This is a genomic window from Sphingobium sp. YR768 (genome assembly GCF_900111125.1).
Classification (GTDB): Bacteria; Pseudomonadota; Alphaproteobacteria; order Sphingomonadales; family Sphingomonadaceae; genus Sphingobium.
The window spans coordinates 41514-64341 of the sequence record NZ_FOGE01000006.1 but is presented as its reverse complement, the minus strand read 5'-3'; the positions used below and the strand labels follow the sequence as shown (position 1 = coordinate 64341).

The 22828-nt window shown below is 64.1% G+C and carries 20 protein-coding genes; 17 read left to right on the top strand and 3 right to left on the bottom strand.

Going from position 1 to position 22828, the window contains the following annotated elements:
- Positions 1-15 precede the first annotated feature (15 nt).
- From BMX92_RS09840 to BMX92_RS09785, 12 genes are all read left to right on the top strand, one after another.
- Positions 16-1197, top strand: a complete 1182-nt coding sequence (locus tag BMX92_RS09840; RefSeq protein ID WP_093016058.1) for a pyridoxal-phosphate-dependent aminotransferase family protein — start codon at positions 16-18, stop codon at positions 1195-1197.
- A complete protein-coding gene (gene puuE, locus BMX92_RS09835; protein ID WP_093015771.1) occupies positions 1194-2069 on the top strand; it encodes an allantoinase PuuE in 876 nt (291 codons plus the stop codon). The genes BMX92_RS09840 and puuE overlap by 4 nt, the downstream gene beginning before the upstream one ends.
- Positions 2066-2446, top strand: a complete 381-nt coding sequence (hpxZ, locus tag BMX92_RS09830) for an oxalurate catabolism protein HpxZ (RefSeq protein WP_093015768.1) — start codon at positions 2066-2068, stop codon at positions 2444-2446. The genes puuE and hpxZ overlap by 4 nt, the downstream gene beginning before the upstream one ends.
- On the top strand, positions 2443-2886 hold the full coding sequence (gene uraD / locus BMX92_RS09825) for a 2-oxo-4-hydroxy-4-carboxy-5-ureidoimidazoline decarboxylase (protein ID WP_093015765.1): 444 nt from the start codon (positions 2443-2445) through the stop codon (positions 2884-2886). The genes hpxZ and uraD overlap by 4 nt, the downstream gene beginning before the upstream one ends.
- A gap of 142 nt (positions 2887-3028) precedes the next feature.
- Positions 3029-4453: an FAD/NAD(P)-binding protein gene (locus BMX92_RS09820; protein ID WP_093015763.1), complete on the top strand. Its 1425-nt coding sequence runs from the start codon at positions 3029-3031 to the stop codon at positions 4451-4453.
- Positions 4450-4779, top strand: coding sequence for a hydroxyisourate hydrolase (gene uraH / locus BMX92_RS09815; RefSeq protein WP_218145753.1), 330 nt, complete (start codon positions 4450-4452; stop codon positions 4777-4779). Before BMX92_RS09820 ends, uraH begins: the two co-directional genes overlap by 4 nt.
- Position 4780: 1 nt before the next feature.
- A complete protein-coding gene (gene xdhA, locus BMX92_RS09810) occupies positions 4781-6211 on the top strand; it encodes a xanthine dehydrogenase small subunit (RefSeq protein WP_093015757.1) in 1431 nt (476 codons plus the stop codon).
- Entirely contained in the window at positions 6204-8513 is a 2310-nt protein-coding gene (xdhB, locus tag BMX92_RS09805; RefSeq protein ID WP_093015754.1) for a xanthine dehydrogenase molybdopterin binding subunit, read from the top strand. Before xdhA ends, xdhB begins: the two co-directional genes overlap by 8 nt.
- A complete protein-coding gene (xdhC, locus tag BMX92_RS09800) occupies positions 8510-9430 on the top strand; it encodes a xanthine dehydrogenase accessory protein XdhC (protein WP_093015751.1) in 921 nt (306 codons plus the stop codon). Before xdhB ends, xdhC begins: the two co-directional genes overlap by 4 nt.
- Entirely contained in the window at positions 9427-10707 is a 1281-nt protein-coding gene (guaD, locus tag BMX92_RS09795; protein ID WP_093015748.1) for a guanine deaminase, read from the top strand. Before xdhC ends, guaD begins: the two co-directional genes overlap by 4 nt.
- A 10-nt stretch (positions 10708-10717) precedes the next feature.
- Complete coding sequence (locus BMX92_RS09790) at positions 10718-11413, top strand: HAD family hydrolase (protein WP_093015745.1); 696 nt, start codon at positions 10718-10720, stop codon at positions 11411-11413.
- Positions 11414-11487: 74 nt separating this feature from the next.
- Positions 11488-12507 (top strand): adenosine deaminase, encoded by a 1020-nt coding sequence (locus BMX92_RS09785; protein WP_093015742.1) that lies wholly within the window; start codon positions 11488-11490, stop codon positions 12505-12507.
- Positions 12508-12626: 119 nt separating this feature from the next.
- Here the strand turns inward: BMX92_RS09785 and BMX92_RS09780 are convergent, their stop codons facing one another.
- The 3 genes from BMX92_RS09780 to BMX92_RS09770 all read right to left on the bottom strand — a co-directional run bounded on the left by BMX92_RS09780 (position 12627) and on the right by BMX92_RS09770 (position 14783).
- Positions 12627-13205, bottom strand: coding sequence for an LOG family protein (locus tag BMX92_RS09780; RefSeq protein ID WP_093016055.1), 579 nt, complete (start codon positions 13203-13205; stop codon positions 12627-12629).
- A 29-nt stretch (positions 13206-13234) separates the two neighbouring features.
- Positions 13235-13765 carry a phosphoribosyltransferase gene (locus BMX92_RS09775; RefSeq protein WP_093015739.1) on the bottom strand — a complete coding sequence of 177 codons (531 nt, stop codon included), beginning with the start codon at positions 13763-13765 and terminating at the stop codon, positions 13235-13237.
- Between the two features lie 85 nt (positions 13766-13850).
- On the bottom strand, positions 13851-14783 hold the full coding sequence (locus BMX92_RS09770) for a LysR family transcriptional regulator (RefSeq protein ID WP_093015736.1): 933 nt from the start codon (positions 14781-14783) through the stop codon (positions 13851-13853).
- A gap of 163 nt (positions 14784-14946) precedes the next feature.
- Between BMX92_RS09770 and BMX92_RS09765 the strand changes: the two genes are divergently transcribed.
- The 5 genes from BMX92_RS09765 to BMX92_RS09745 all read left to right on the top strand — a co-directional run bounded on the left by BMX92_RS09765 (position 14947) and on the right by BMX92_RS09745 (position 22770).
- A complete protein-coding gene (locus tag BMX92_RS09765; protein ID WP_256213354.1) occupies positions 14947-16023 on the top strand; it encodes a purine-nucleoside phosphorylase in 1077 nt (358 codons plus the stop codon).
- Positions 16020-17546, top strand: coding sequence for an adenosine deaminase family protein (locus BMX92_RS09760; protein ID WP_093015730.1), 1527 nt, complete (start codon positions 16020-16022; stop codon positions 17544-17546). Before BMX92_RS09765 ends, BMX92_RS09760 begins: the two co-directional genes overlap by 4 nt.
- A gap of 188 nt (positions 17547-17734) precedes the next feature.
- On the top strand, positions 17735-20212 hold the full coding sequence (locus BMX92_RS09755; RefSeq protein WP_093015727.1) for a TonB-dependent siderophore receptor: 2478 nt from the start codon (positions 17735-17737) through the stop codon (positions 20210-20212).
- A 63-nt stretch (positions 20213-20275) separates the two neighbouring features.
- On the top strand, positions 20276-21388 hold the full coding sequence (locus tag BMX92_RS09750) for a purine nucleoside permease (protein ID WP_256213353.1): 1113 nt from the start codon (positions 20276-20278) through the stop codon (positions 21386-21388).
- Complete coding sequence (locus BMX92_RS09745) at positions 21385-22770, top strand: uracil-xanthine permease family protein (RefSeq protein ID WP_093015725.1); 1386 nt, start codon at positions 21385-21387, stop codon at positions 22768-22770. Before BMX92_RS09750 ends, BMX92_RS09745 begins: the two co-directional genes overlap by 4 nt.
- Positions 22771-22828: the final 58 nt, after the last annotated feature.

The following is a 22828-nucleotide window of genomic DNA, read 5'->3' as shown; positions in this document are numbered from 1 at the left end:
CCCCAGCGCCTGCTGATGGGGCCGGGGCCGGTCAATGCCCATCCCCGCGTGCTGCGCGCCATGTCGGCCGATCTGCTGGGCCAGTTCGACCCCGAAATGACCGGCTATATGAATCAGGTCATGGCGCTTTATCGGCCGATCTTCGACACCGACAATCGCTGGACCATGCTGGTCGACGGCACCGCGCGCGCGGGCATCGAAGCGGCGCTCGTCAGTCTGGTCGCGCCGGGCGACACGGTGCTGGTGGTCAATTTCGGCCGCTTCGGCCTGTTGCTGGGCGAGATATTGGGCCGCATCGGTGCAGTCATTGAAACGGTCGACGCGCCCTGGGGGGAGGTGGTGCCGCTGGACGCCATCGCCGCCGCCATAGAACGCACCACGCCAAAGCTGGTCGCCACCATCCATGGCGACACCTCCACCACTATGGCGCAGCCGCTCGACGGACTTGGCGCCCTGTGCGCGGCCGCCGGGGCGCTGCTCTATGTCGATGCCACCGCCACGATCGGCGGCATGGAACTGGCCAGCGACCGCTGGGGCGCGGATATCGTCACCGGTGGCTTGCAGAAATGTCTGGGTGGCCCCTCCGGCTCCGCGCCCATCACCATATCCGACAAGGCGGCGGACCATATCTTCACCCGCCGCCATACCGAAGCGGGCATCCGCGCCGCCGGTATGGTCGATGGCAGCGGCCCACGCATCGGCTCCAACTATTTCGATCTGGCCATGATCATGGATTATTGGAGCGAGAAGCGGCTCAACCATCATACCGAGGCGACGTCCATGCTCTATGCCGCGCGGGAGTGCGCGCGGATCATGCTCGGCGAAGGACTGGACGCCCGCTACGCCCGCCATGCCAGCGCAGGCCGGGCGATGACGGCCGGGCTGCGCGCCATGGGCTTGACGGTGTTCGGCGACGACGCCCATCGCATGACCAATGTGACCGGCGTCTATATCCCCGAAGGCGTGGATGGCGAGCGGGTGCGCACCGCCATGCGCACCCATTTCGAGATCGAGATCGGCACCGCCTTTGGTCCGCTCGCCGGGTGCATCTGGCGGATCGGTGCGATGGGCTATAACGCCATGAAGCATAAGATACTGATCACGCTGGGCGCGCTGGAAGCCTGTCTGCGGATGGAAGGCTACAGCCTGCCCGCCGGCGCAGCCGTTACCGCCGCTATGGAGGCGTGGGACGCATGAGCCAGCCCCGTGACCTGATCGGCTATGGCCAAACCCCGCCCGATCCGCGCTGGCCCGGCGGCGCGAAAATCGCCGTGCAGTTCGTCATCAATTATGAGGAGGGCGCGGAAAACAGCGTCCTCAATGGCGACAAGGGCTCCGAAGCCTTTCTCTCCGAAATGGTCGGTGCGCAAAGCCATCCCGACCGGGCGATGGCGATGGAAAGCCTCTATGAATATGGCAGCCGCGCCGGTTTCTGGCGGCTGCACCGGCTCTTCACCGATCGCGGCCTGCCCGTCACCATCTTCGGCGTCGCCAATGCCATGGCAATGCACCCGGATGCCGTCGAAGCGATGCTGAAGGCCGACTGGGAAATCGCCAGCCACGGCCTCAAATGGATCGACTATCAATATGTGTCCGAGGATATGGAGCGGGACCATATTGCGCAGGCCATCGCCCTGCATGAAAGGCTGACCGGCAGCCGCCCGCTCGGCTGGTATCAGGGCCGCACATCGCCCAACACCGCGCGCCTCGTCCGCGAGGAAGGCGGATTTATCTATGACGCCGACAGCTATGCCGACGACTTGCCTTATTATGCACAGGGCCAGTTGATCGTCCCCTACACGCTCGACGCCAACGACATGAAGATCGTGGCGCTCAACGGCTTTACCGAGGGCGAGCAGTTCTTCCGCTATCTGCGCGACACGTTCGACCAGTTGCGCGAGGAAGGCGGCCGCATGATGTCGGTCGGCCTGCACGGCCGCATCGCCGGACGCCCCGGCCGCGCCCGGGCGCTCGCCCGCTTCCTCGACCATGTCATTGCCAGCGGCGACGCATGGGTCGCTCGCCGCATCGATATCGCCCGCCACTGGATGGAGGTTCACCCCGCATGAAAATCGACGATCCCGATCTGCTCGCCGAAATGACCGCCGCCTTCATGGAATATGAGCGCGCGCTGATGGAGGATGATATCCCGGCGATGGACCTGCTGTTCCATAATGCGCCGACCACCAACCGCTATGGCGTGGGGGAGGTCCTCTACGGCATCGAGGAAATCCGCGAATTCCGCAAAGGCCGCGGTGGCTCCCCCCAGCGCAAATTGGGGAAGGTTGCGATCACCGTCTATGGTGACAATTTTGCGACCGCCGACGCCGAATTTTTCCGCGAGAATAGCGACCGTCGCGGCCGCCAGACGCAAAGCTGGGTCAAGTTCCCCGATGGATGGAAGGTCGTCTCCGCCCATGTCAGCCTGGAGGGCAATACCCATTGACCGCGCTGTTTGAGCATAGTCCCTGGATCGAGGCGCGCGCCGATGCGCGCCCGTCGTCCGGCGATCGCTGGGCGGACCTGATGGCCGTGGTCGACAGCGCCAGCGGCGAAGAGCAACTGGCTCTGATCCGCGCCCATCCCGAACTGGCGGGCAAGGCGGCAATCGACCGAACCCTGACCGAAGCATCGGCCGCCGAACAGGCGAGCGCCGGGCTGGATCGCCTGACGCCAGAGGAATATGCGCGCTTCCTCGACCTCAACACCGCCTATCGGGATCGCTTCGGCTTCCCCTTCATCATCTGCGTGCGCCTGACCGACAAGGCGGGTATATTGGCGGCCATGGAACAGCGGCTCAGCCATAACCGCGACACCGAGATCACGACCGCGCTGGAACAGATTGGCGAGATCGTCCGCCTGCGCCTGAAGGATATGACGGCATGAGCGCTTGTCTCATTCCTCCCCGGCACGGGGAGGGGGACCACGAAGTGGTGGAGGGGGTTAGCCTCCTGACGCATTCGTCGCGGCAGAGGGCGACCCCGCTCCGTCGGGGCTTTGCCCCGCCACCTCCCCGTACCGGGGAGGAATGGATATGAGCGGCCTGCCCGCCCTTGAAGCCGACCTCGCCCGGCAACTGAGCCTCATCGGCTTTGGCGGCGCGGACTGGACCCGGCCGCGCACCCATCCGCAGGGCCATGTCCATGACGTCGTCATCGTCGGCGGCGGGCAAAGCGGGCTGGCGGCGGCCTTCGGCCTGCTGCGCGAGCGGGTGTCCAACATCCTGATCATCGACGAAAGCCCCGTGGGCCTGGAAGGCCCATGGGAAAGCTATGCGCGGATGATCACGCTGCGCACGCCCAAGACTCTCAATCCCATCGACTTCGGCGTCCCCGCCCTCACCTACCGCGCCTGGTGGGAGGCCCAGCATGGCGCCGCCGGATGGGATGCGATCGACAAGATCGCGCGTGGCGACTGGATGGATTATCTGCGCTGGTATCGCCGGGTGCTGGCGCTGCCGGTGCGCAACGACACGCGCCTGACCCTGATCGAACCCCTGGGTGACGGCCTGCACAGGTTGCATCTGGACGGGCAGGAACCGTTGCTGGCGCGCAAGGTCATATTGGCGACCGGCATTCAGGGGGGCGGCGAATGGCATACGCCCGCCATGATCCGCGACGCCCTGCCCCGCAACCTCTACGCCCATACCAGCGAAGCGATCGACTATGCCGCACTGGCGGGCAAGCGGATAGGCATATTGGGCGGCGGCGCCTCCGCTTTCGACAATGCAAATCATGCTCTGGCGCTGGGCGTGGCGCAGGCGCATGTCTTCATCCGCCGCAAGATCCTGCCGCGCATCAACCCCATCCGCTTCATGGAGCGGGTCGGCTTCACAGGCCGCTATCCGGCTCTCTCGGACGCGGAGAAATATGCCGTGATGGCCAGCTTCCTTGGCCATAACCAGCCACCGACCAACGACACGTTCGAGCGCGCCGCCGGTTGGCCCGGTTTCGACCTGCATCTGGGATCGCCCTGGACCGCCGTCGAACAGCGAAATGGACAGGTGCGCGTCACCACGCCGCAGGGGCATCATGACTTTGATTTCGTGGTGCTTTCCACCGGTCTGATCAGCGACCCCGGCCTGCGGCCCGAACTGGCGCAGGTCGCGCCCTATATCGCGCGCTGGGCCGATATTTACACACCACCGCCCGGCGAAGAAAATGCGCTGATCGACGCCCACCCCTATCTCGGCGCCGGTTTCGAACTGCTGCCGCGCGAGAATGGCGATGCCAGCACCCTGCACGGTCTGTTCGCCTTCAACTATTCGGCATTGATCAGCCTCGGCCTCTCCGCCTCCGCCTTGTCGGGCCTCCAGACCGCTCTCCCCCGCCTGATCCGAGGCGTAACCGATCAGCTGTTCCTGGATGATGGCGAAGCACTGATCGCCGACCTGATCGCCTATGACGAGACGGAATTTCTGGGCCAATGGCCGCGTCAGGAGGAGGCGGCATGATCAGCCTGTCCACCCATGTTCTCGACACCGCCCATGGCTGCCCGGCCGAAGGCGTATCGTTGCAGTTGCTCACCGCCAGCGGCACCCTGATCTTCGCCGGAACCACTAATGCAGACGGTCGCTGCCCCGGCATCCCACCGATCGAACCGGGCCGCTACAGCCTGCGTTTCTGTGTCGCAGACTATTTTCGGGCGCGCGCGACGGTGTTGGCCGACCCGCCCTTTCTGGACGTGGTTACTGTCGACTTCGGTGTCGCCGACGAAGGCCATTATCATGTCCCGCTGCTGGTATCGCCCTATGGCTACTCGACCTACCGGGGCAGTTGAGATGAGCGGGCTTCGCTTCCTGCTGGACGGCGCGATTGTGGAGATGGCGGACGTCGACCCGACCGCCACCCTGCTCGACCATCTGCGCTATCGCATGGGCCGGACCGGCACCAAGGAAGGGTGCGCCGAGGGGGATTGCGGCGCCTGCACCGTGCTGGCCGGGACATTGAACGGCGACGCGATAAACTGGCGCGCGGTCAATGCCTGCATCCTCTTCCTGCCGATGCTGCATGGCAAGGCGCTGATGACCGTGGAAAGTCTGGGTTCGGACAAGGCGCTCAACCCGTTGCAGGCCTGCATGGCCGCAAACGGAAGTTCGCAATGCGGCTTCTGCACGCCCGGCTTCGTCATGTCGTTGCAGGGGCGCTGCATCGGCGCCAGTGGACATGACCTTCCCGTCGCCGACATATTGGCGGGCAATCTGTGCCGCTGCACCGGCTACGGCCCGATCCTGGAGGCGGCAGAAGCCATCCCCTCCCTGCCGCAGGACGACAGCGCCACCATATCGGCGCTCAAGGCACTGGCATCGGACGAGACGCTATCGGGCAGCCATGGCGATCGTCGCTGGTTCATCCCCCGCACCACCGCCGCGCTGGCCGACCTGCTGAGCGCCCATCCCGACGCGCGGCTGGTGGCAGGCGCCACCGATGTCGGCCTGTGGGTGACGAAGGGCCTGCGCACGCTGGAGACATTGATCTTCATCGGCGACGTTGCCGAATTGCAGCAGATGGATGAAAGCCCGGATGGACTGACCATCGGCGCGGGCGTGCGCTATGCCGATGCTCATGCAGCTTTTGCGCGGCTGCACCCCGACATGGGCGAACTGGTGCGACGGATCGGCGGATTGCAGGTGCGCAATGCCGGCACGGTCGGCGGCAATATCGCCAATGGCTCGCCGATCGGCGACGGGCCGCCCGCGCTGATCGCATTGGACGCGACGCTGACGCTGCGCAGCGCCATGGGGCGACGGACGATGCCGCTGGAGGACTATTTCCTTGGCTATGGCCAGCAGGACCGGCGTCCGTTCGAATTTGTCGAAAGCCTTTTCGTGCCCCGCCCGGCACCGACCGACATCATCCTGATCGGCAAGCTGTCGCGCCGGTTCGACAGCGACATTTCGGCGGTATGCGGCGCGATATCGCTGCGCATGGATGGCGACCGGATCGCGGACGCGCGGATCGCCTTTGGCGGCATGGCGGCCACGCCCCACCGTGCAGCGGCCTGCGAAGCTACACTGATCGGCAAGCTTATCAGCGAAGCGGCCATAGACAGCGCCATCGCCGCATTGGCGGAGGATTATAGCCCGCTCAGCGATGTGCGCGGCAGTTCCGCCTATCGGATGGAGGCCGCCGCCAGCCTGTTCCGGCGGCTGTGGCATCGAGAATCCGGCGTGGCGATATCGCTGCTGGCGCTGGAGCCGGAACATGGCTGAGCGCGATCCCGTCTGGCCGGTCCTGTCCAAACCGTCCAATCCGCATGACAGCGCGCCGCTCCATGTCAGCGGCCTGGCCCGCTATGCCGACGACTTACCCGAACCGGCGGCCATGCTGCACCTTGCCTTCGGCCAGAGCAGCCATGCCCATGCGCGCATCACCGCCGTCGACCTGTCGGCCGTGCGCGCTGCGCCCGGCGTAGTCGCGGTCTACACCGCCGCCGATATTCCCGGCGCCAATGATGTCAGCCCGGTCGCGGGCGACGACCGGCTTCTGGCGGACGGCGAAGTGCTCTTCGTCGGGCAGCCCATCTTCCTCGTCGCCGCCACCAGCCAGCGCGCCGCACGACGGGCCGCACGACTGGGCAAGATCGACTATGCACCGCTTCCCGCCCATCTGACCGTCGAACAAGCGCGCGCCGCCGCATCGCTGATCGAACCGACCCAGCATATGGCGCGCGGCGATGCGGATGCAGCGCTGCAAACCGCGCCGCTGCGCCTGACCGGCGGCTTCGACATGGGCGGGCAGGATCATTTCTATCTGGAGGGGCAGGTTGCGGTCGCCACGCCGGGCGAGGATGGGCAGATGCACCTGCTCTGCTCCACCCAGCATCCCAGCGAAGTCCAGCATCTGGTCGCCCATATGCTCCATTGCTCTTCCGCCGACGTCATGGTCGAGGTGCGGCGCATGGGCGGTGCTTTCGGTGGCAAGGAAACGCAGGCCGCCCTTTTCGCCGCCGCCGCCGCGCTGGTGGCGCACAAGACCGGACGCCCGGCCAAATTCCGCTGCGACCGCGACGATGACATGGTGATGACCGGCAAGCGCCATGATTTCCGCGTCGATTATGAGGCCGGCTTCGATGCGGCGGGGCATGTTCTCGCCCTCAAACTCCGCCTTGCCTCCCGTTGCGGCGCGACCGTGGACCTGTCGCCCGCGATCAACGACCGGGCGATGTTCCATGCCGATAATTGCTATCATCTGCCCGATATCGAGATCGCCTCGGAGCGGCTGAAGACCCATATGGTGTCGGCCACAGCCTTTCGCGGGTTCGGCGGGCCGCAGGGGATGCTGGCGATCGAGCGGATCATGGACGATGTCGCGGCGCATCTGGGCGTGGACCCGCTCGCCGTGCGCATTGCCAATCTCTATGGTCCCGGCCGGGACGTCACGCCCTATGGCATGACGATCACCGACAATATCGCCCCGCAACTGATCGACCGGCTACGCACCGACTCTCGCTATGATGCACGGCGAGAGGCTATCGCTGCCTTCAATGCGGCCAATCCAGTCCTGAAAAAGGGGATCGCGCTGACCCCGGTCCGCTTCGGCATCAGCTTCACCACCACCCACCTCAATCAGGCCGGCGCGCTGGTCCATGTCTATGCCGATGGCAGCATCCAGATCAATCATGGCGGCACCGAAATGGGCCAGGGCCTCTATATCAAGGTCGCGCAAGTCGTGGCCGATGTGTTCGCCCTGCCAGTCGGACAGGTCCGCATCACCGCGACCCGCACCGACAAGGTGCCCAACACCTCCGCAACGGCAGCGTCTTCGGGTGCGGACCTGAACGGCATGGCCGCCTATAATGCGGCGATGACGATCCGCGACCGGCTGACCGCTTTCGCCGCGCGCAGCTTCGGCTGCGAGGAAGTAGCCGTCCTCTTCACGCCGGACGGCGTGCAGATCGGCAGCGAGTGCCTCGACTTCGGCACGCTCTGCCGCAAGGCGCATATGGGCCGCATCTCGCTCTCCTCGACCGGCTATTATGCCACGCCCGACATCGCCTATGACCGCGCCACGCATAAGGGGCGGCCCTTCTATTATTTCGCCTATGGCGCGGCCGTCGCGGAAGTCGCGATCGACACGCTGACGGGCGAGCATAAGGTGCTGGCGGTCGATATCCTGCATGATGTCGGCAAGTCGCTGAACCCCATCATCGATATCGGCCAGATTGAGGGCGGTTTCCTGCAGGGGCAAGGCTGGCTCACCACCGAAGAACTGGTGTGGGACGACAAGGGTCGATTGCTGACCCACTCCCCCGCCACCTACAAGATCCCGACCGCATCGGACCGGCCCCGCCATCTGTCGATCCGCCTGTGGGACGGCGAAAATGTACAGCCGACCATCAACCGGTCCAAGGCGGTGGGCGAGCCGCCCTTCATGCTGGCCAACTCGGTCTTTTCCGCGCTCAATCAGGCGATCGCCGCCACTGCGCCGGACAAGCGCAGTCTGCCTCCGCTCGACGCGCCGGCCACGCCCGAACGAATCTTGCACGCCATTGCGAGCCACCGCGCTGCATGAGTGAATGGCTGACATGGGTGCGGGACGTGGCGACGCAGGAACCGGCGGCACTGGTCAGCGTGCTGGCGAGCGAAGGATCGGCCCCGCGTGGTGCGGGCACGCGCATGCTGGTCAGCGCGGATCGCCTGTTCGGCACGATCGGCGGCGGGCAGCTGGAACATCGGGCGATCGAGCAGGCCCATGCTATATTGGCGCTGCCTCCAGGCAGTTGGCGAGTGCAGGATTATCCGCTTGGCCCCTTGCTCGGCCAATGCTGCGGCGGGCGGGTGCGGGTGCTGATCGAACATCTCGATCCGGCCGCACTCGACTGGCTGGCGGACGCGGCGGAAGAGCGGGTGCTGGTGTCCGCGCTGCATTCCGGCCGGATCAAGCGCCATGTCAGCACGCAGGCCGCACCCACCCTCCTGTCCGCGCGCGGCGACCGGCCACGGGAGGGCATGACTTTCGCCGAGATTATCGGCCAGCGCCGCCGCCCGCTCTATCTGTTCGGGGCGGGGCATGTCGGTCAGGCGATCGCCCGCCATGTCCAGCAGCTCCCCTTCCGCCTCGCCTGGTTCGACACGCGCCCTTTGTTCGAGACGATCGATGGCGTCGCTATCGTGCCGGAAGATGCGATCGCCCAATGCGTCGCCGAAGCGCCGGACGCCGCCGCGATGCTGATCCTGACGCATGACCATGCGCTCGATTATCTCTTGACCAGTGCAGCCTTGCGCCGCCCGCCGATCGCCTTTGTCGGCCTGATCGGATCGCTGACCAAGCGCGCCCGCTTCCACAGCCGGCTGGAACGGGACGGCCTGCCCGACACGGCCCGCGCGCGCCTGACCTGCCCGATCGGCGTCGCGGGCGTGGCTGGCAAGGAACCGGACGTTATCGCCATCGCGGCGCTGGCCCAACTTTTACAACTGGAGCGCCCATGACCGTCCAGGCCTTTCGCGGCGAAATCCTGTCCGTACCGCATGATCCGCTGTTCAATAGCGATGCGATCCGCCACGATCCCGACGGGCTGCTGCTGGTAGAAAACGGCATCGTCGTTGCGCGCGGCGCCTATGCCGATCTTGCGCCGCGCTATCCCGATATCCCGGTCGAAACGCTGCCGGGCCTGATCGTCCCCGGCTTCATCGACGCCCATATCCATTATCCGCAGATGGACCGGATCGCCTCCCATGGCGAACAACTGCTCGACTGGCTCGATCGGCATATCTTCCCGGCGGAAAAGGCCTTCGCCGATCGCGCCCATGCCGATCAGGTCGCTGGGCTGTTCCTTGACGAACTGCTGCGCAATGGCACCACCAGCGCGCTCGTTTTCCCCACCGTCCACGCCCATTCGGTCGACGCCCTGTTCGAGGCCGCGCTGGCCCGCAACATGCGCATCATATCCGGCAAGATATTGATGGACCTTGGCCCCGATGGTCTGGCCGATACGCCCGACAGCGCCCGAACGGAGAGCGACACCCTGATCCGCCATTGGCGCGGCAGGGGGCGCCTCGGCTATGCGGTGACGCCCCGCTTCGCCCTGACCTCCTCGGACGAACAACTCCGGGTCGCAGGCACGCTACTGGCGGACTATCCCGACGTGCTGCTGCACACCCATCTGGCCGAAAATGAACGGGAATGTGCGGCTGTCGCCGCGCGCTTCCCGGATGCCGCCGACTATCTCGACGCCTATGACCGTTTCGGGCTTGTCGGCGACCGATCCGTCTTCGCCCATGGTGTCCATCTGTCCGACCGCGCCTGCGCTCGCATGCAGGAAAGCGGCGCAGGCATAGCGGTCTGCCCGACCTCCAACCTGTTCCTGGGATCAGGCTTCTTCGATTTCAGTCAGGCGTACCGCCACGGCCTGAAACTCGGCCTCGGCACCGATGTCGGCGCGGGCACCAGCTTCTCCATGCTGCACACCGCTGGCGTCGCCTATCAGGCCGGGTTGATGCGTGGCCATCGGCTCGATCCGTTCCGGGCGCTTTACCTCGCCACCGCAGGCAGCGCGGCGCTGCTGCATATCGAAGACAAGGTCGGCGGGCTGATGCCCGGGCAGGAGGCTGACTTCATCGTGCTGGACCCGGCCGCAACGCCACTTCTCGCACGACGAACTGCCGGCGCAGACCTTGCCGAACGGCTTTTCGCGTTGCAGATATTGGGGGACGACCGGGCAATTGCGGGCACCTATGTCATGGGCGCCCGCACCGGTCGCACATGATGGAAAGACTATGACGATCAAGCTGATCTGCCTCGATGCCGACGACACGCTCTGGCACAATATGCGCCACTTCAACGCGACCGAGGAAGCGCTGGTGGCGATGCTCCAGCCCTTTGCCGATGATCATGTCACGCGCGACCGGCTGATCACCTGCGAAACGCGCAACCTCAAGCTTTACGGCTATGGCGCCAAGGGCTTCACCCTGTCGATGATCGAGACGGCGGTGGAACTGGCCGGGGACAATCTCTCCAAATCGCTGGTGACCGATATTCTCGCCGCCGGACGTACACTTCTGGCGCATCCGGTCGAACTGTTCGACGATGTCCACGAAACGCTTGAGGCGCTGTCGGATATCGGCCGGGTGGTCCTGGTGACGAAGGGCGACCTGCTGCACCAGGAAAGCAAGCTGGCGGCGTCGGGCCTGGGCGATTTGTTCAGCGGCATAGAGATCGTCAGCGACAAGAAGCCCGAAACCTTCACTCGTATCTTCGCTCAATATGGCGTCGCGGCGGAAGAAGCCGTGATGGCCGGCGATTCGCTGCGGTCGGACATCAACCCCGCGCTGGAGGCGGGCGCCTGGGCCGCCTATATCCCGCAGGAGGGCGCCTGGGCGCATGAAATGGGCCGCGTACCCGACGATCATGCCCGGTTCCGCCTGCTGGAGCGCCTTGGCGACCTGCCCGATTGGGTCCGTACGATCGCCTGATGCGCACTTTGCGGCAACGGGCCATGGCCGGGATTGCATTTGCGGGCGCCGCCGTCCCTGTCTAAAGTCGCGCCATGACCGATCTCGACGCTTTCATCACCGGCCTGCCCAAGGCCGAACTCCATCTGCATATCGAAGGAAGCCTGGAGCCCGAACTCATGTTCGCCCTGGCACGGCGCAATGGCGTGACCATTCCCTATGCCAGTGTGGAGGAAGTGCGCGCCGCCTATGCCTTCGGCAATCTCCAGGATTTCCTCGACATCTATTATGCCGGGGCGGACGTGCTGCGGACGCGGCAGGATTTCCATGATCTGGCCGCCGCCTATTTCGAACGGGCCGCCGCCGATGGCGTAGTCCATGCCGAAATCATGTTCGATCCGCAGACCCACACCGATCGCGGTGTCCCCTTCGCGGAAGTGATCGAAGGCCTGCTGTCCGCCTGTGCCGAAGCCGAAACCCGGCTGGGCATCAGCAGCAGCCTGATCCTCAGCTTCCTGCGCCATCTGAGCGAAGACGCCGCCTTTGCAACGCTGGCGATGGCGGAACCTTGGCTTGACCGGATCGCGGCCGTCGGCCTCGACTCCTCGGAAATGGGCCATCCGCCCGAAAAATTCGCGTGCGTATTCGCCGCTGCCGCCGACCGGGGCCTGCGCCTCGTCGCCCATGCCGGGGAAGAAGGCCCGCCCGCCTATGTCATACAAGCGCTGGACGTGCTGAAGGTCGACCGGATCGACCATGGCAATCGCGCGCTGGAGGATATGGCGCTGGTCGAACGCCTCGCGCGCGAAGGCATGACGCTGACCGTCTGCCCTTTATCCAACCTCAAGCTCTGCGTCATCGACGCGATCGAGGATCATCCTATCGACCGGATGCTGGCGGCCGGCCTCAAGGCGACCGTCAATTCGGACGACCCCGCCTATTTCGGCGGCTATGTCGGCGACAATTATCGCGCGATCGCAGCGGCACGGGGCCTGGACCGCGCCGCACTGGCCACGCTGGCGCGCAACAGCTTCACCGGTTCCTTCCTGCCCGAACCGACCGTCGCCGCCCATCTGGAGCGGCTGGACATGTATGTCGAAGAAACGCTAAACTAGAGCCGTTCGTGCTGAGCCTGTCGAAGCACGCGCGATAGGCATGTACCTTACGCGCCCTTCGACAGGCTCAGGGCGAACGGGGGTTTTAAAAGCCGGAATAGCGCTTCGGTGTTGCCACTTCATACATCATTATCGCCCAGCCAATGTTCGGTCCGGGGTGGCAGATATTGCGCGATCCGGTCGAGCATCACTTCCGGGTCCTTCTCCACCAGCAGCATGGCGCGATGTTCGGGCTTCAGGAACCCTTCGGTCACGACATGGTCGATGAAGCCCGACATGCCGCTGTAAAAGCCGTTAACGTCCAGCATCCCGACCGGCTTGGCATGATAGCCAAGCTGCGACCAGCACCAGGCCTCGAACATCTCTTCAAAGGTGCCGATCCCGCCCGGCAGGGTCACGAAACCGTCAGCCAGCTTGGCCATCAGCGCCTTGCGCTCATGCATGGTCTGCACGACATGCAATTCGCTGATCCCCTGATGATCATGTTCGCGCGCGCGCAGCGCTTCGGGGATGACGCCGATTACCTCGCCGCCCGCCGCGCAGGCCGCATCGGCCACCACGCCCATCAGGCCGACGGTGCCGCCGCCATAGACCAGGCCAATGCCCCGCTTGGCCAGCAACGTGCCAAACGCTTCCGCCGCCTCCCGATAGATGGGCGAGCGCCCCGGCGACGAACCAAGGAACACACAGATGCGCATCCGCCCGTCGCGGCCAAGCACGTCCATGCTCAGGACAGCCTCTCGGGCACCGACAGCGCCTCTTCCACGATATCGTCGTTCGTGCCGACCGATTCCCAGGGGAAGACGAACCAGCGCTTGTCGCTGTCGCGATCAATCATGCTCGCCCAATAATCCACCGTCTGGCGCGACCGGCTGTTGTTCATCAGCACCGCGAAGCGCAGATTGTCCTGGTCGCAACCATTGTCGCGCAGAAGGTGGCGGATATAATCGATCGTGCCGCCGCTATCATTGATATCGTCGACGAACAGCAGCTTGACGCCCGCCGCACTCTTGGCCGCGACCTTCCCCAGCAGTTCGTCAGCAAAGCCCGGCACTTTCGAGCTATGGTCGATCGACAGCATCGGCAGCTTCAACTGGTGCGAGATATAGACCGCCGGCACCAGCCCGCCGCGCCCGATGCCGATGATGAAATCGGGCGTCCAGTCGCCGCCGCCCACCTGCCGCGCGACCGTCTGCACATCGGCAAGGAAGGCGTCATAGGCGATGTAGAAAAGTTCGGGTTCTTCGGTGCTGCTCATGAAACGCGAATCCAGTTGGCGGGAATAGAGACAAACTTGCCGATTATCCTGCCCGGGCCAAGGGGGCAATCGGTGGCAGCGCGGATCAGATGTCGGCCCTCTCGATCGAGGCAGGATAGCTTAATTGCGCGAACCCGCTCTCGATCTCGCCCAGCACGATCCCCGCCGCATAGGATGGCGTGCGCGTCGCCGCCGTGCACAGCGCCAGCGTCATCGGGCGCAGGATCGGATCGGAAATGCGGGTGAAGGACAGCAGGCCGCGCTGCACCTCCGTAATCACGTCGAGCGAGGTGAGAATGCCGATGCCCACGCCCTGCAACACCAGCGACGTGATCATCTGGATATTGTCAGACGTCGCGCTGCGATCGATATGCAGGCCGCTGGTCCCTTCCAGCACCGCGATCTGCTGGCATACGGCCAGCGGTTCGGCCGGCACGATCAGCGGCGATCCGGCACAGGCGGAAAAGCGCGCCTCGCGCTGGTCGCCGAACGGATGGCCCGCAGGGGTGATGAAGCCCAACCTCACCTCGACAAAGGAACGCACGGTCAGGTCGCGATAGGATTGCGGTTCGAACAGGATGCCGAAATCCACCTCCCCACTGGCGATCGCGTCGCGGACCCGATCATTTTCCAGCACCTGCACGCCGATGGTGATGCCCGGATAGCGGCTCTGGATCGCGCGGATGGCGCCGGGGATATAGCCCTTGGCCAGCGCGTCGATGATGGCGATATCGACATGCCCCCGCTTCAGCCCGCGCAGATCCTCTATCTGGGCGCGCACATCGGTCAGGTTCTTTTGCCAGCGACCGCCGGCCGCCATCATGATCTCCCCAGCCGCCGTCAGTCGCAGGCCGGTCGGCAGACGCTCGAACAGCGGCATGCCCAGGTCCGCCTCGACATTCAAAATCTGCCGATCGATCGCGGAGGCGGAGATGTTGAGTTCGTCCGCGGCCTTACGGATCGACCCCAACCGTCCGACAGCCATGAAGTAGCGCAGAAAGCGCGAAAATGCCGGCATGAACCCACCCTATTTTTTGCAACACTCTGTAGGATTCATTGCGTTTGATCGCATCAGGTCAAGCCCCTACTCGCACCACAGGGTAAATTTCGGGGGGCGCGTGGCATTTATGGGGGAAGGGTCCGGGAAAAAGGCGGTACTGGCCTTCGCTACGGCTGTCGCCATGCTCGCGCCTTCCGCCGCCTCCAGCGCGGAACCGCCAGTCCCGGCCTTGCCGAGTACGAAGCCGATCCCGGTCAAAGTGATCGTCGTCGCCAATTTCGAACCGGGCGAGGATAAGGGCGATGCGCCGGGCGAATTCCAGTTCTGGGCCGAACGCGAACATCTGGACGAAGTGATCCCTATCAAGGGCGCACTCCATCCGCTGCGGCGCAATGCCGACGGCCTTTATGGCATGTGCTGGGGCAGCCCGGACACGATGCTGGGCGGGGTTGCCGAACAGTTGATGAGCCTGCTGCTCGATCCGCGCTTCGACTTCAGCAAGACCTATTGGCTGTTCACCGGCATTTCCGGCGTCGACCCCGAACTCGCCTCCGTCGGCAGCGCCGCCTGGTCGCGCTGGGTGGTGCAGGGGGACACGCTGCGCGAATTTGACGACCGCGAAGTGCCCAAGGACTGGCCCTATGGCCTGTTCGCGATCGGTGCGGACGCTCCGAACAAGCTACCTGCCAATACCGAGAATTTCGCCGGCTTCACTGACACGGGCAAACTCGCCATGTCGGTGAAGCTCAACCAGAGTCTGGCGCAATGGGCCTATGACCGCACCAAGGATGTGGTCATTCCCGACAGCCCGGCACTGCAAAAGGCCCGCGCCGCGTGGAAAGGCTATCCCAATGCGCAAAAGCCGCCCTTCGTGCTGATGGGCGAGACGCTGGGATCGGTGCGCTACTGGCATGGCCCCGGCCGCACCCAATGGGCGCGCGACTGGGTGAAGCTGTGGACCGGCGGCAAGGGCCGCTTTGCCATGACCAATATGGAAAGCCAGTCGCTGGCCGGAACCATGGCGATCGCTGCAAAACAGGGGCTGGTGGATCCGGCGCGCGTGCTGGTGCTGCGCACCGGCAGCAACCCGTCCATGCCGCCGCCGGGCCGATCGGCCGTGGAGAGCGTGGCCGATGAAGGCGCAGGCCAGATCGCCTCATTCGAAGCCAATTATCGCGTCGGCGTGCCGGTGGTGCACGAACTTCTGACCCATTGGGACATATATCAGGACCATGTGCCGGGAGCCGATCCCCAGTGAAAACAGGGCTGGCTCTCTTTACTTCCCTTGCCGCCCTGTCGCCGGCGACCGCACAGGCGCAATCGGGCGAAGCGGCCGCATCGGCGCTGTTCGACAAGCTGCTGGACAGCCCGCCTGCGCTGCGCGTCTTTCTGAAGGCCATGCCCAAGGGCGGCGACCTGCACAATCATTTGGGCGGCACCCCCTATGCCGAAGATTATCTGCGCTGGGCCGCCAAGACCGATCTTTGCGTCGATGAAGGCGGCACCGCCATTGTCGCGCCGCCCTGCCCCGACGATCGGCGGTTAAAGCATCTGGGCGAACGCAGCCCCTTCGCCTTCGGCAAGCTGATCGACGCCATGTCGACGCGCGGCTTGCAACGGGGCGTAGGCGCCAACGACGCGTCGGGCCACACCCAGTTCTTCTCCAGCTTCGACCGCTTTGGACCAGACACAGCGGAAACCGAAGTCGGCAGCATGGTCGTCGCTCGGCAGGTCGCAGCGGGAGATCGGGTCGCCTATGTCGAACTGACCCACAATCCCGCCGCGCTGATCGCCGCGACGCTGGGAGCGACCGACACGCCGTTGGACGCCACAACCCTTGCCGCCTTTTACGACCGGACGATGCGCGATACGAAGCCGATCATTGATCGCGCCATCGCCGAACTGGATTCCCATGAAGCCGCCGCGCGCAAAGCCATGGCCTGCGACGGCGCAAAGCCCGATCCGGGCTGCCGCGTCCCCACCCGCTATCTTGCCTGGGGCTGGCGCGACCTGCCGCCCGCGCAGGTCTTCACCTCGCTGATTCTCGCCTTCGCGCTGGCCGATCGCGATCCGCGCTATGTCGGCATCAATATCGTCCAGCCCGAAGACTGGGTAATCGCCCTGCGCGACTATGATCTGCACATGGCGATGATCCGCTTCCTCGGCGAACGCTATCCGCGTGTCCATCGCACGCTGCACGCAGGCGAACTCGCCTTCGGACTGGTGCCGCCTGCCGCGCTGCGCGACCATATCGCCAAGGCGCTGGATGCGGGCGCGGAACGGATCGGCCATGGCACTGCTATCGCCTATGAGGACGATGCGACGGGCACCTTGCAGCGCATGGCGCGCAACCATGTCGGGGTGGAAATCAACCTCAGCAGCAATGACATCATCCTGGGCGTGAAGGGCGATGCGCACCCGCTGCGCCTCTACCGGCAAATGGGGGTGCCGGTGATGCTCTCGACCGACGATCAGGGCATTTTGCGCACCGACATGACCAACGAATATCTGCGCGCCGCGCGGGAACAGGGCCTGTCCTATGCCGACCTCAAGCAGATGGCGCGCACCAGTCTGGAACAGGCCTTCGTCGCAGGCGACAGCCTTTGGGCCAACGGACAGGTCGGAACGCAGGTGACGGCGTGCGCCACAGTTGCTGCACCGGCCTGCCGCGCGCTCGTCCGGCGCAGCGCCAAGGCCGCGCTCCAGCTACAACTGGAAGAAGAATATAAGATTTTTGAAGATGTTACCGTTCCGGCCATGACCAAAATGGCAAAGCCATGATCATGGCCGGTCCAAAATCTGGAAGATAGTCGAGAATATAAGACATTTTCTTTGCAGCGATGCGTCTAAAATATTAGTTTGGTGCATCGCAGCATTTCAATTTGTCATGGGAGAGGCAGGCAGCAGGGAAAACCGGCTGGCGGAGCTGTGGGGATTTGCGCTTCGCCGCCTTTAAAAGGGGGTATAAGATGCCGAATTATAAAGTTTCTGGTCGCAAATCATTTGGCGCTGCATCGCGGCATGGCCGCAACGCAGCGCTGGGACTGGCGCTATTGTCCTGCACGGCGCTGAGTTCCGCCGCATGGGCGCAGACGCCCGAACCCGGCGATGCGCCGGGAGACGCCGAAATCGTCGTGACCGGCGCGCTCGACGCGCTGCCGGTCAAGAATGTCGGCTCCATCTTCGGCTTCGACAAGACCATCCTGGAAACGCCGCGCTCCGCCTCCACCATTTCCAGCGAGCAGATCGAACGCTTCGGCATTACCGACATTTATGATCTGGTCGCGCAGGCGCCGGGCACCTTCACCAACAGCTTCTTCGGCGTCGGCGGCGCGCTCGACATTCGCGGCACGCCCGGCGAAGTCTATTTTCGCGGCATGCGCCGGCTCGACAATCCGGGCAACTATCCCACGCCCATCGGCGCGTCGGACCGCATCGACATCGTGCGCGGCCCCGCTTCGCCCATCTATGGCCCGTCCAAGACCGGCGGCTATATGAACTTCGTGCCGAAATCCGCGCGCGTCGCCGATGGCAAGCTGCGCGACAAGGCATCGGGCGAACTCAGCTACACCCGCGGCAGCTGGGACATGAATGTCGTGAAGGGCAATATCTCCGGCCCGCTGAAGATCGGCGAACAGGAATTCGGCTACAGCCTGTTCGGCCAATATGAAGATGACGGCAGCTACTACAACAATATGTGGACCAAGCAGACGATCCTTCAGGGATCGTTTGACACCGATCTGTCCGATCATGTCCGCATCGAATGGGGCGGCCAGTATCAGAACTACAAAGGTCAGCAAAATGGTGGCTGGAACCGCCTTACCCAGGCTCTGGTCAATGACGGCACCTATATCACCGGTCAGGCCAAGCCGCTCGACACCAATGGCGATGGCCAGTTGTCGCAGCAGGAATTTACCTCGGTCATCCCCGGTGGCTTTTCCGTTTTTGGCGGTTTTCAGTGTGGCGGTGGCGTATTCGCCTCATCAATCACCGATGCCTGCTTTACCGGTTCACCCTACAGCGCGATGAACCTGACCAACACCGGCACCACCAAGCTCAGCCGCCGCAATGTCCTGACCGGCAAGGATGACAGGCTGGTCAACCGCGGCACGACGCTCTATTTCGACGCCATCTACACCGCAGACAGCGGCTTTGAGCTCAAGAACCAGGCCTTTTACGACAGCTATGAGAATATGAACGAGAATGCCTATGGCTTCTCGCAATTCCATGACAGCTGGGTGTTCGAGGACAAGATCGTCGCGTCCAAGACCTTCGAAAGCAGCGCCGGCAAATTCGCCTTCCAGCTCTCGCCCTCGGTCCGCTACACCAAATATAAGCATGGCGACGACTTCAACTATGAATATTTCAACCGCGTCGACCTGACCGTCGGCTATGACGCTTTGTCCGACCGGCTGCTGTCGACCGAGTGCGACTGCGACTATACCAATTATGTCGTCGGCCATTATACCGACCTCGCCTTTGCGGGCCTTGCCGATCTCGATTTCGCCTTCGGCCTGGATGTGACGCTGGGCGCCCGCTACGACCATCTGGACGTCAAGGCGACCAACATCGTGTCGAAGCTGGAAGCGCCCGATGCCAACCCGGTGAACAATAATGCCAGCGGCAGCAAGGGCGCCTGGTCCTGGTCGGCCAGCGCCAATTACAAGCTGCCCCTCGGCCTCATCCCCTATGGCACGATCGCCAAGCAATCGACCGTGATCGCGGGACAGGGCGCCGAAATCTACCCGACGGACGTGCTGGCCGGCACCTATATCTCCGCTTCGAAACTCTATGAAGCGGGCCTCAAGGGCAGTTGGCTGGACAATAAGCTCTATGCCGCCGTCTCGGTCTACAAGCAGAAGCGCACCGACTATAATGTCCAGTCGATTACCGTGAACCAGTCGGTCGAGACCAAGGGTCTGGAAGCGGAACTGCGCTGGTCGGTGGATCGTCACCTGCTGATCACCGGTGCCTATACCCACACCAATGTCTATAATTTGACGGCACTGCATGATGGCACGCTGTTCAGCTTCTTTGGCATCGAGGATCTGGTCAACGTCACCGATCCCACCCTCTTCCTGGGTGGCCAGCCGATCGGTCTGGTGCCGATCAACAGCAAGAACGACTCCAAGCGCGCGGGCATCCCCGAAAATATGTATTCGGCGACCGCCACCTATGCCTTCGACTTCGGCCTCGCCCTTTCGGCCAGCATCGTCCACGTAGAATCGGTCTATTCCGGACAGAGCCAGGCGGTGAAGCTGCCCGCCTACACCACGGCGGACCTTAGCGCGTCGTTCGAAACCGGCCCGGTGTTGCTGCGTCTGGTGGTCAAAAATGCCACCAACGAGAAATATTTCCGCGCCAACTTCACCGAATTGTTCGGCAGCACCATCGTCCTGCCGGAACGCCCGCGCAGCTTCCAGGCGTCGGTCGTCTATAAATTCTGATTGGTTCAGGGGGAGCGCGGCCACACCATGCTCCCCCATTTTTGATTATCGGAAGGCCTGTTCTTGACCTTATCCCCGTTCCGCTGCCTGCTTCTGACCGCCAGCGCCTGTCTCTCCCTTGCGACAGCCAGCGCGGCCTCGGCCGCCGCCCCTGCCGTCGATGCCGCGCTGGCCTGCGCGCCAACGAAACTCTGCGCCAATCCCCTGCCCGTCCGCATGGTCATCGTCACCATGTTCGAAATCGGCGCCGACACCGGCGATGCGCCCGGCGAATTCCAGCTCTGGAAGGAACGCCGCAAGCTCGACACGCGCATCCCCTTCCCGCAGGGCTATCACGACCTCTACTACAATCCCGACAGCCAGATATTGGCGATGGTGACGGGCGTGGGCACCGCCCGGTCCGCCACCGCCACCATGGCGCTGGGCCTCGATCCGCGTTTCGACCTGTCGAAATCCTATTGGCTGGTCGCGGGCATAGCCGGCATCGACCCCGAAAATGCCTCGATCGGATCGGCCGCCTGGGCGCGCTACAGCGTGGACGGCGATCTGGTGCATGAAATCGACGCCCGCGAAATCCCGAAGGACTGGCCGTCCGGCTTCTTCCCGCTCGACAAAAATGGCCCGCATGACAAGAGCCCGCCCATCACCGAGGGCCGGGTCTTCGCGCTGAACCCAAAGCTGGTCGACTGGGCCTTTGCCCTGACGAAGGACACGCCCATCCCGGACGATGCCGGTATTCAGAAGGAACGGGCGCGCTACACCAGCTATCCCAATGCGCAAAAGCCGCCCTTCGTCCTGATCGGCGATCAGTTTTCGGCCATGACTTTCTGGCATGGCAAGCTGCTCAACAATTGGGCCAATGACTTCACCCGCTATTCCACCAGCAGCAAGGGCGAATTCGTCACCTCCGCCATGGAGGAAACCGGCACGCTTCAGGCGATGACCTATCTCGACCGGGTCGGCCGGGCGAAGATGGACAGGGTCATGGTGCTGCGGTCGGGCAGCAATTATTCCATGCCGCCCGATGGCGTGTCCGCCGCCGACAATCTGATGCGGGAAAATGAAGGCTATTCGGGCATGCGCGCCTCGCTGGAAAGCCTCTATCTGGTCGGATCGAAAGTGGTGGACGAACTGCTCGGCCATTGGGACCGCTACGAACAGGCGCCGCCGCAATGAGCAGCGCGCCGCTCGCCGTTACGGACATTCCACCCGTATCGCCGGGCGGCATGACCGCCGCACAGGCGCGCGATCCCGATCATTTTCCCGGCTTCGCCATCGCCATCCCGCTGGGCATCCAGCATGTGCTGGCGATGTTCGTCAGCAACATCACCCCCGCCATCATTATCGCGGGCGCGGCCGGTTTCGGCTATGGATCGGCCGACCCCGGCGCGCTCATCTACATGATCCAGATGGCGATGCTGTTCGCGGGCGTCGCCACCCTGCTCCAGACGGTCGGCATCGGCCCGGTCGGCGCGCGGTTGCCGCTGGTGCAGGGCACCAGCTTCGCCTTCCTGCCGGTCATCATCCCGATCTGCGCGGGACGCGGGGTGGAGGCGATGGCGGAACTCACCGCCGCCGCCCTGTTCGGCGGGCTGTTCCACATCTTCGTCAGCCAGTTTGTCGGCCGCATCCGCTTCGCCCTGCCGCCGCTGGTGACGGGACTGGTGGTGCTGATGATCGCCCTGTCGCTGATGCGGGTGGGCATCCAATATGCCGCAGGCGGCGTCGCCGCGCAGGGAACGCCAGCCTATGGCGCGGGCGCGAGTTGGCTGCTGGCGGGCGTGGTGATCGTCACGACATTGGGCCTCAGCTTTTTCGGGAAGGGCCTCTGGTCGACCGCGTCCGTCCTGCTCGGCCTGATGGCGGGCTATGTTCTCGCCTTCCTAATGGGCCGCGTCTCCTTCGCGCCGATCGGCTCGGCCGGCCTCTTCATGCTGCCCGATCCGCTGCATTTCGGCTTCTCGATTTCCGCCTCGGCCATATTGGGCTTCTGCCTGATGGGCTTCATCTCGGCGATCGAATCCATCGCCGACGTGTCCGCCATCTGCGAAGGCAATGCCGGGCGCCCGGCGCATGACCGTGAACTGATCGGCGCGACGGCGGCGGACGGCGTCGGCACCGCCTTTGGCGCGCTGTTCGGCGCCATGCCCAATACCAGTTTCAGCCAGAATGTCGGCCTGATCGCCATCACCGGCGTCGTCAGCCGCCATGTCGTGACGATCGGCGCCCTGTTTCTGATCCTGTGCGGATTGGTGCCCAAGATCGGCGCGACCATCACCACCATCCCGATCGAGGTGCTGGGCGGCGGTGTCATCCTGATGTTCGGCATGGTCGCCTCGGCCGCCCTCTCCATGTTGCAGGCGGTCGAATGGACTCAGCGCAACATGATGATCTTCGCCCTCGCTCTGTCGCTGGGCATCGGGCTGGAACTGGAAGCGGACGCTCTGTCCCATTTGCCCGAAGCCGCGCGTATCCTGCTGTCGTCGGGGGTCCTGCCGGCGGCGGTGATTGCCGTGGCGCTCAATCTCCTGATCCCCGGACGCTCCCCCGTCCGCTGACCTCCCGAAATATCGCCTGAATTGATCGCGCTATGGCGGACCCGACCCGCTTGGCCGT

Bases quoted from the DNA above. Each gene is read 5' to 3' on its own strand.
- BMX92_RS09780 (WP_093016055.1), bottom strand. From the start codon at position 13,205: ATGCGCATCTGTGTGTTCCTTGGTTCGTCGCCGGGGCGCTCGCCCATC.
- BMX92_RS09755 (WP_093015727.1), top strand. From the start codon at position 17,735: ATGCCGAATTATAAAGTTTCTGGTCGCAAATCATTTGGCGCTGCATCG.
- BMX92_RS09840 (WP_093016058.1), top strand. From the start codon at position 16: ATGGGGCCGGGGCCGGTCAATGCCCATCCCCGCGTGCTGCGCGCCATG.
- xdhC (WP_093015751.1), top strand. From the start codon at position 8,510: ATGAGTGAATGGCTGACATGGGTGCGGGACGTGGCGACGCAGGAACCG.
- BMX92_RS09785 (WP_093015742.1), top strand. From the start codon at position 11,488: ATGACCGATCTCGACGCTTTCATCACCGGCCTGCCCAAGGCCGAACTC.
- guaD (WP_093015748.1), top strand. From the start codon at position 9,427: ATGACCGTCCAGGCCTTTCGCGGCGAAATCCTGTCCGTACCGCATGAT.
- uraH (WP_218145753.1), top strand. From the start codon at position 4,450: ATGATCAGCCTGTCCACCCATGTTCTCGACACCGCCCATGGCTGCCCG.
- xdhB (WP_093015754.1), top strand. From the start codon at position 6,204: ATGGCTGAGCGCGATCCCGTCTGGCCGGTCCTGTCCAAACCGTCCAAT.
- BMX92_RS09765 (WP_256213354.1), top strand. From the start codon at position 14,947: ATGCTCGCGCCTTCCGCCGCCTCCAGCGCGGAACCGCCAGTCCCGGCC.
- hpxZ (WP_093015768.1), top strand. From the start codon at position 2,066: ATGAAAATCGACGATCCCGATCTGCTCGCCGAAATGACCGCCGCCTTC.
- xdhA (WP_093015757.1), top strand. From the start codon at position 4,781: ATGAGCGGGCTTCGCTTCCTGCTGGACGGCGCGATTGTGGAGATGGCG.
- puuE (WP_093015771.1), top strand. From the start codon at position 1,194: ATGAGCCAGCCCCGTGACCTGATCGGCTATGGCCAAACCCCGCCCGAT.
- BMX92_RS09790 (WP_093015745.1), top strand. From the start codon at position 10,718: ATGACGATCAAGCTGATCTGCCTCGATGCCGACGACACGCTCTGGCAC.
- BMX92_RS09745 (WP_093015725.1), top strand. From the start codon at position 21,385: ATGAGCAGCGCGCCGCTCGCCGTTACGGACATTCCACCCGTATCGCCG.
- BMX92_RS09775 (WP_093015739.1), bottom strand. From the start codon at position 13,765: ATGAGCAGCACCGAAGAACCCGAACTTTTCTACATCGCCTATGACGCC.
- BMX92_RS09820 (WP_093015763.1), top strand. From the start codon at position 3,029: ATGGATATGAGCGGCCTGCCCGCCCTTGAAGCCGACCTCGCCCGGCAA.
- BMX92_RS09770 (WP_093015736.1), bottom strand. From the start codon at position 14,783: ATGCCGGCATTTTCGCGCTTTCTGCGCTACTTCATGGCTGTCGGACGG.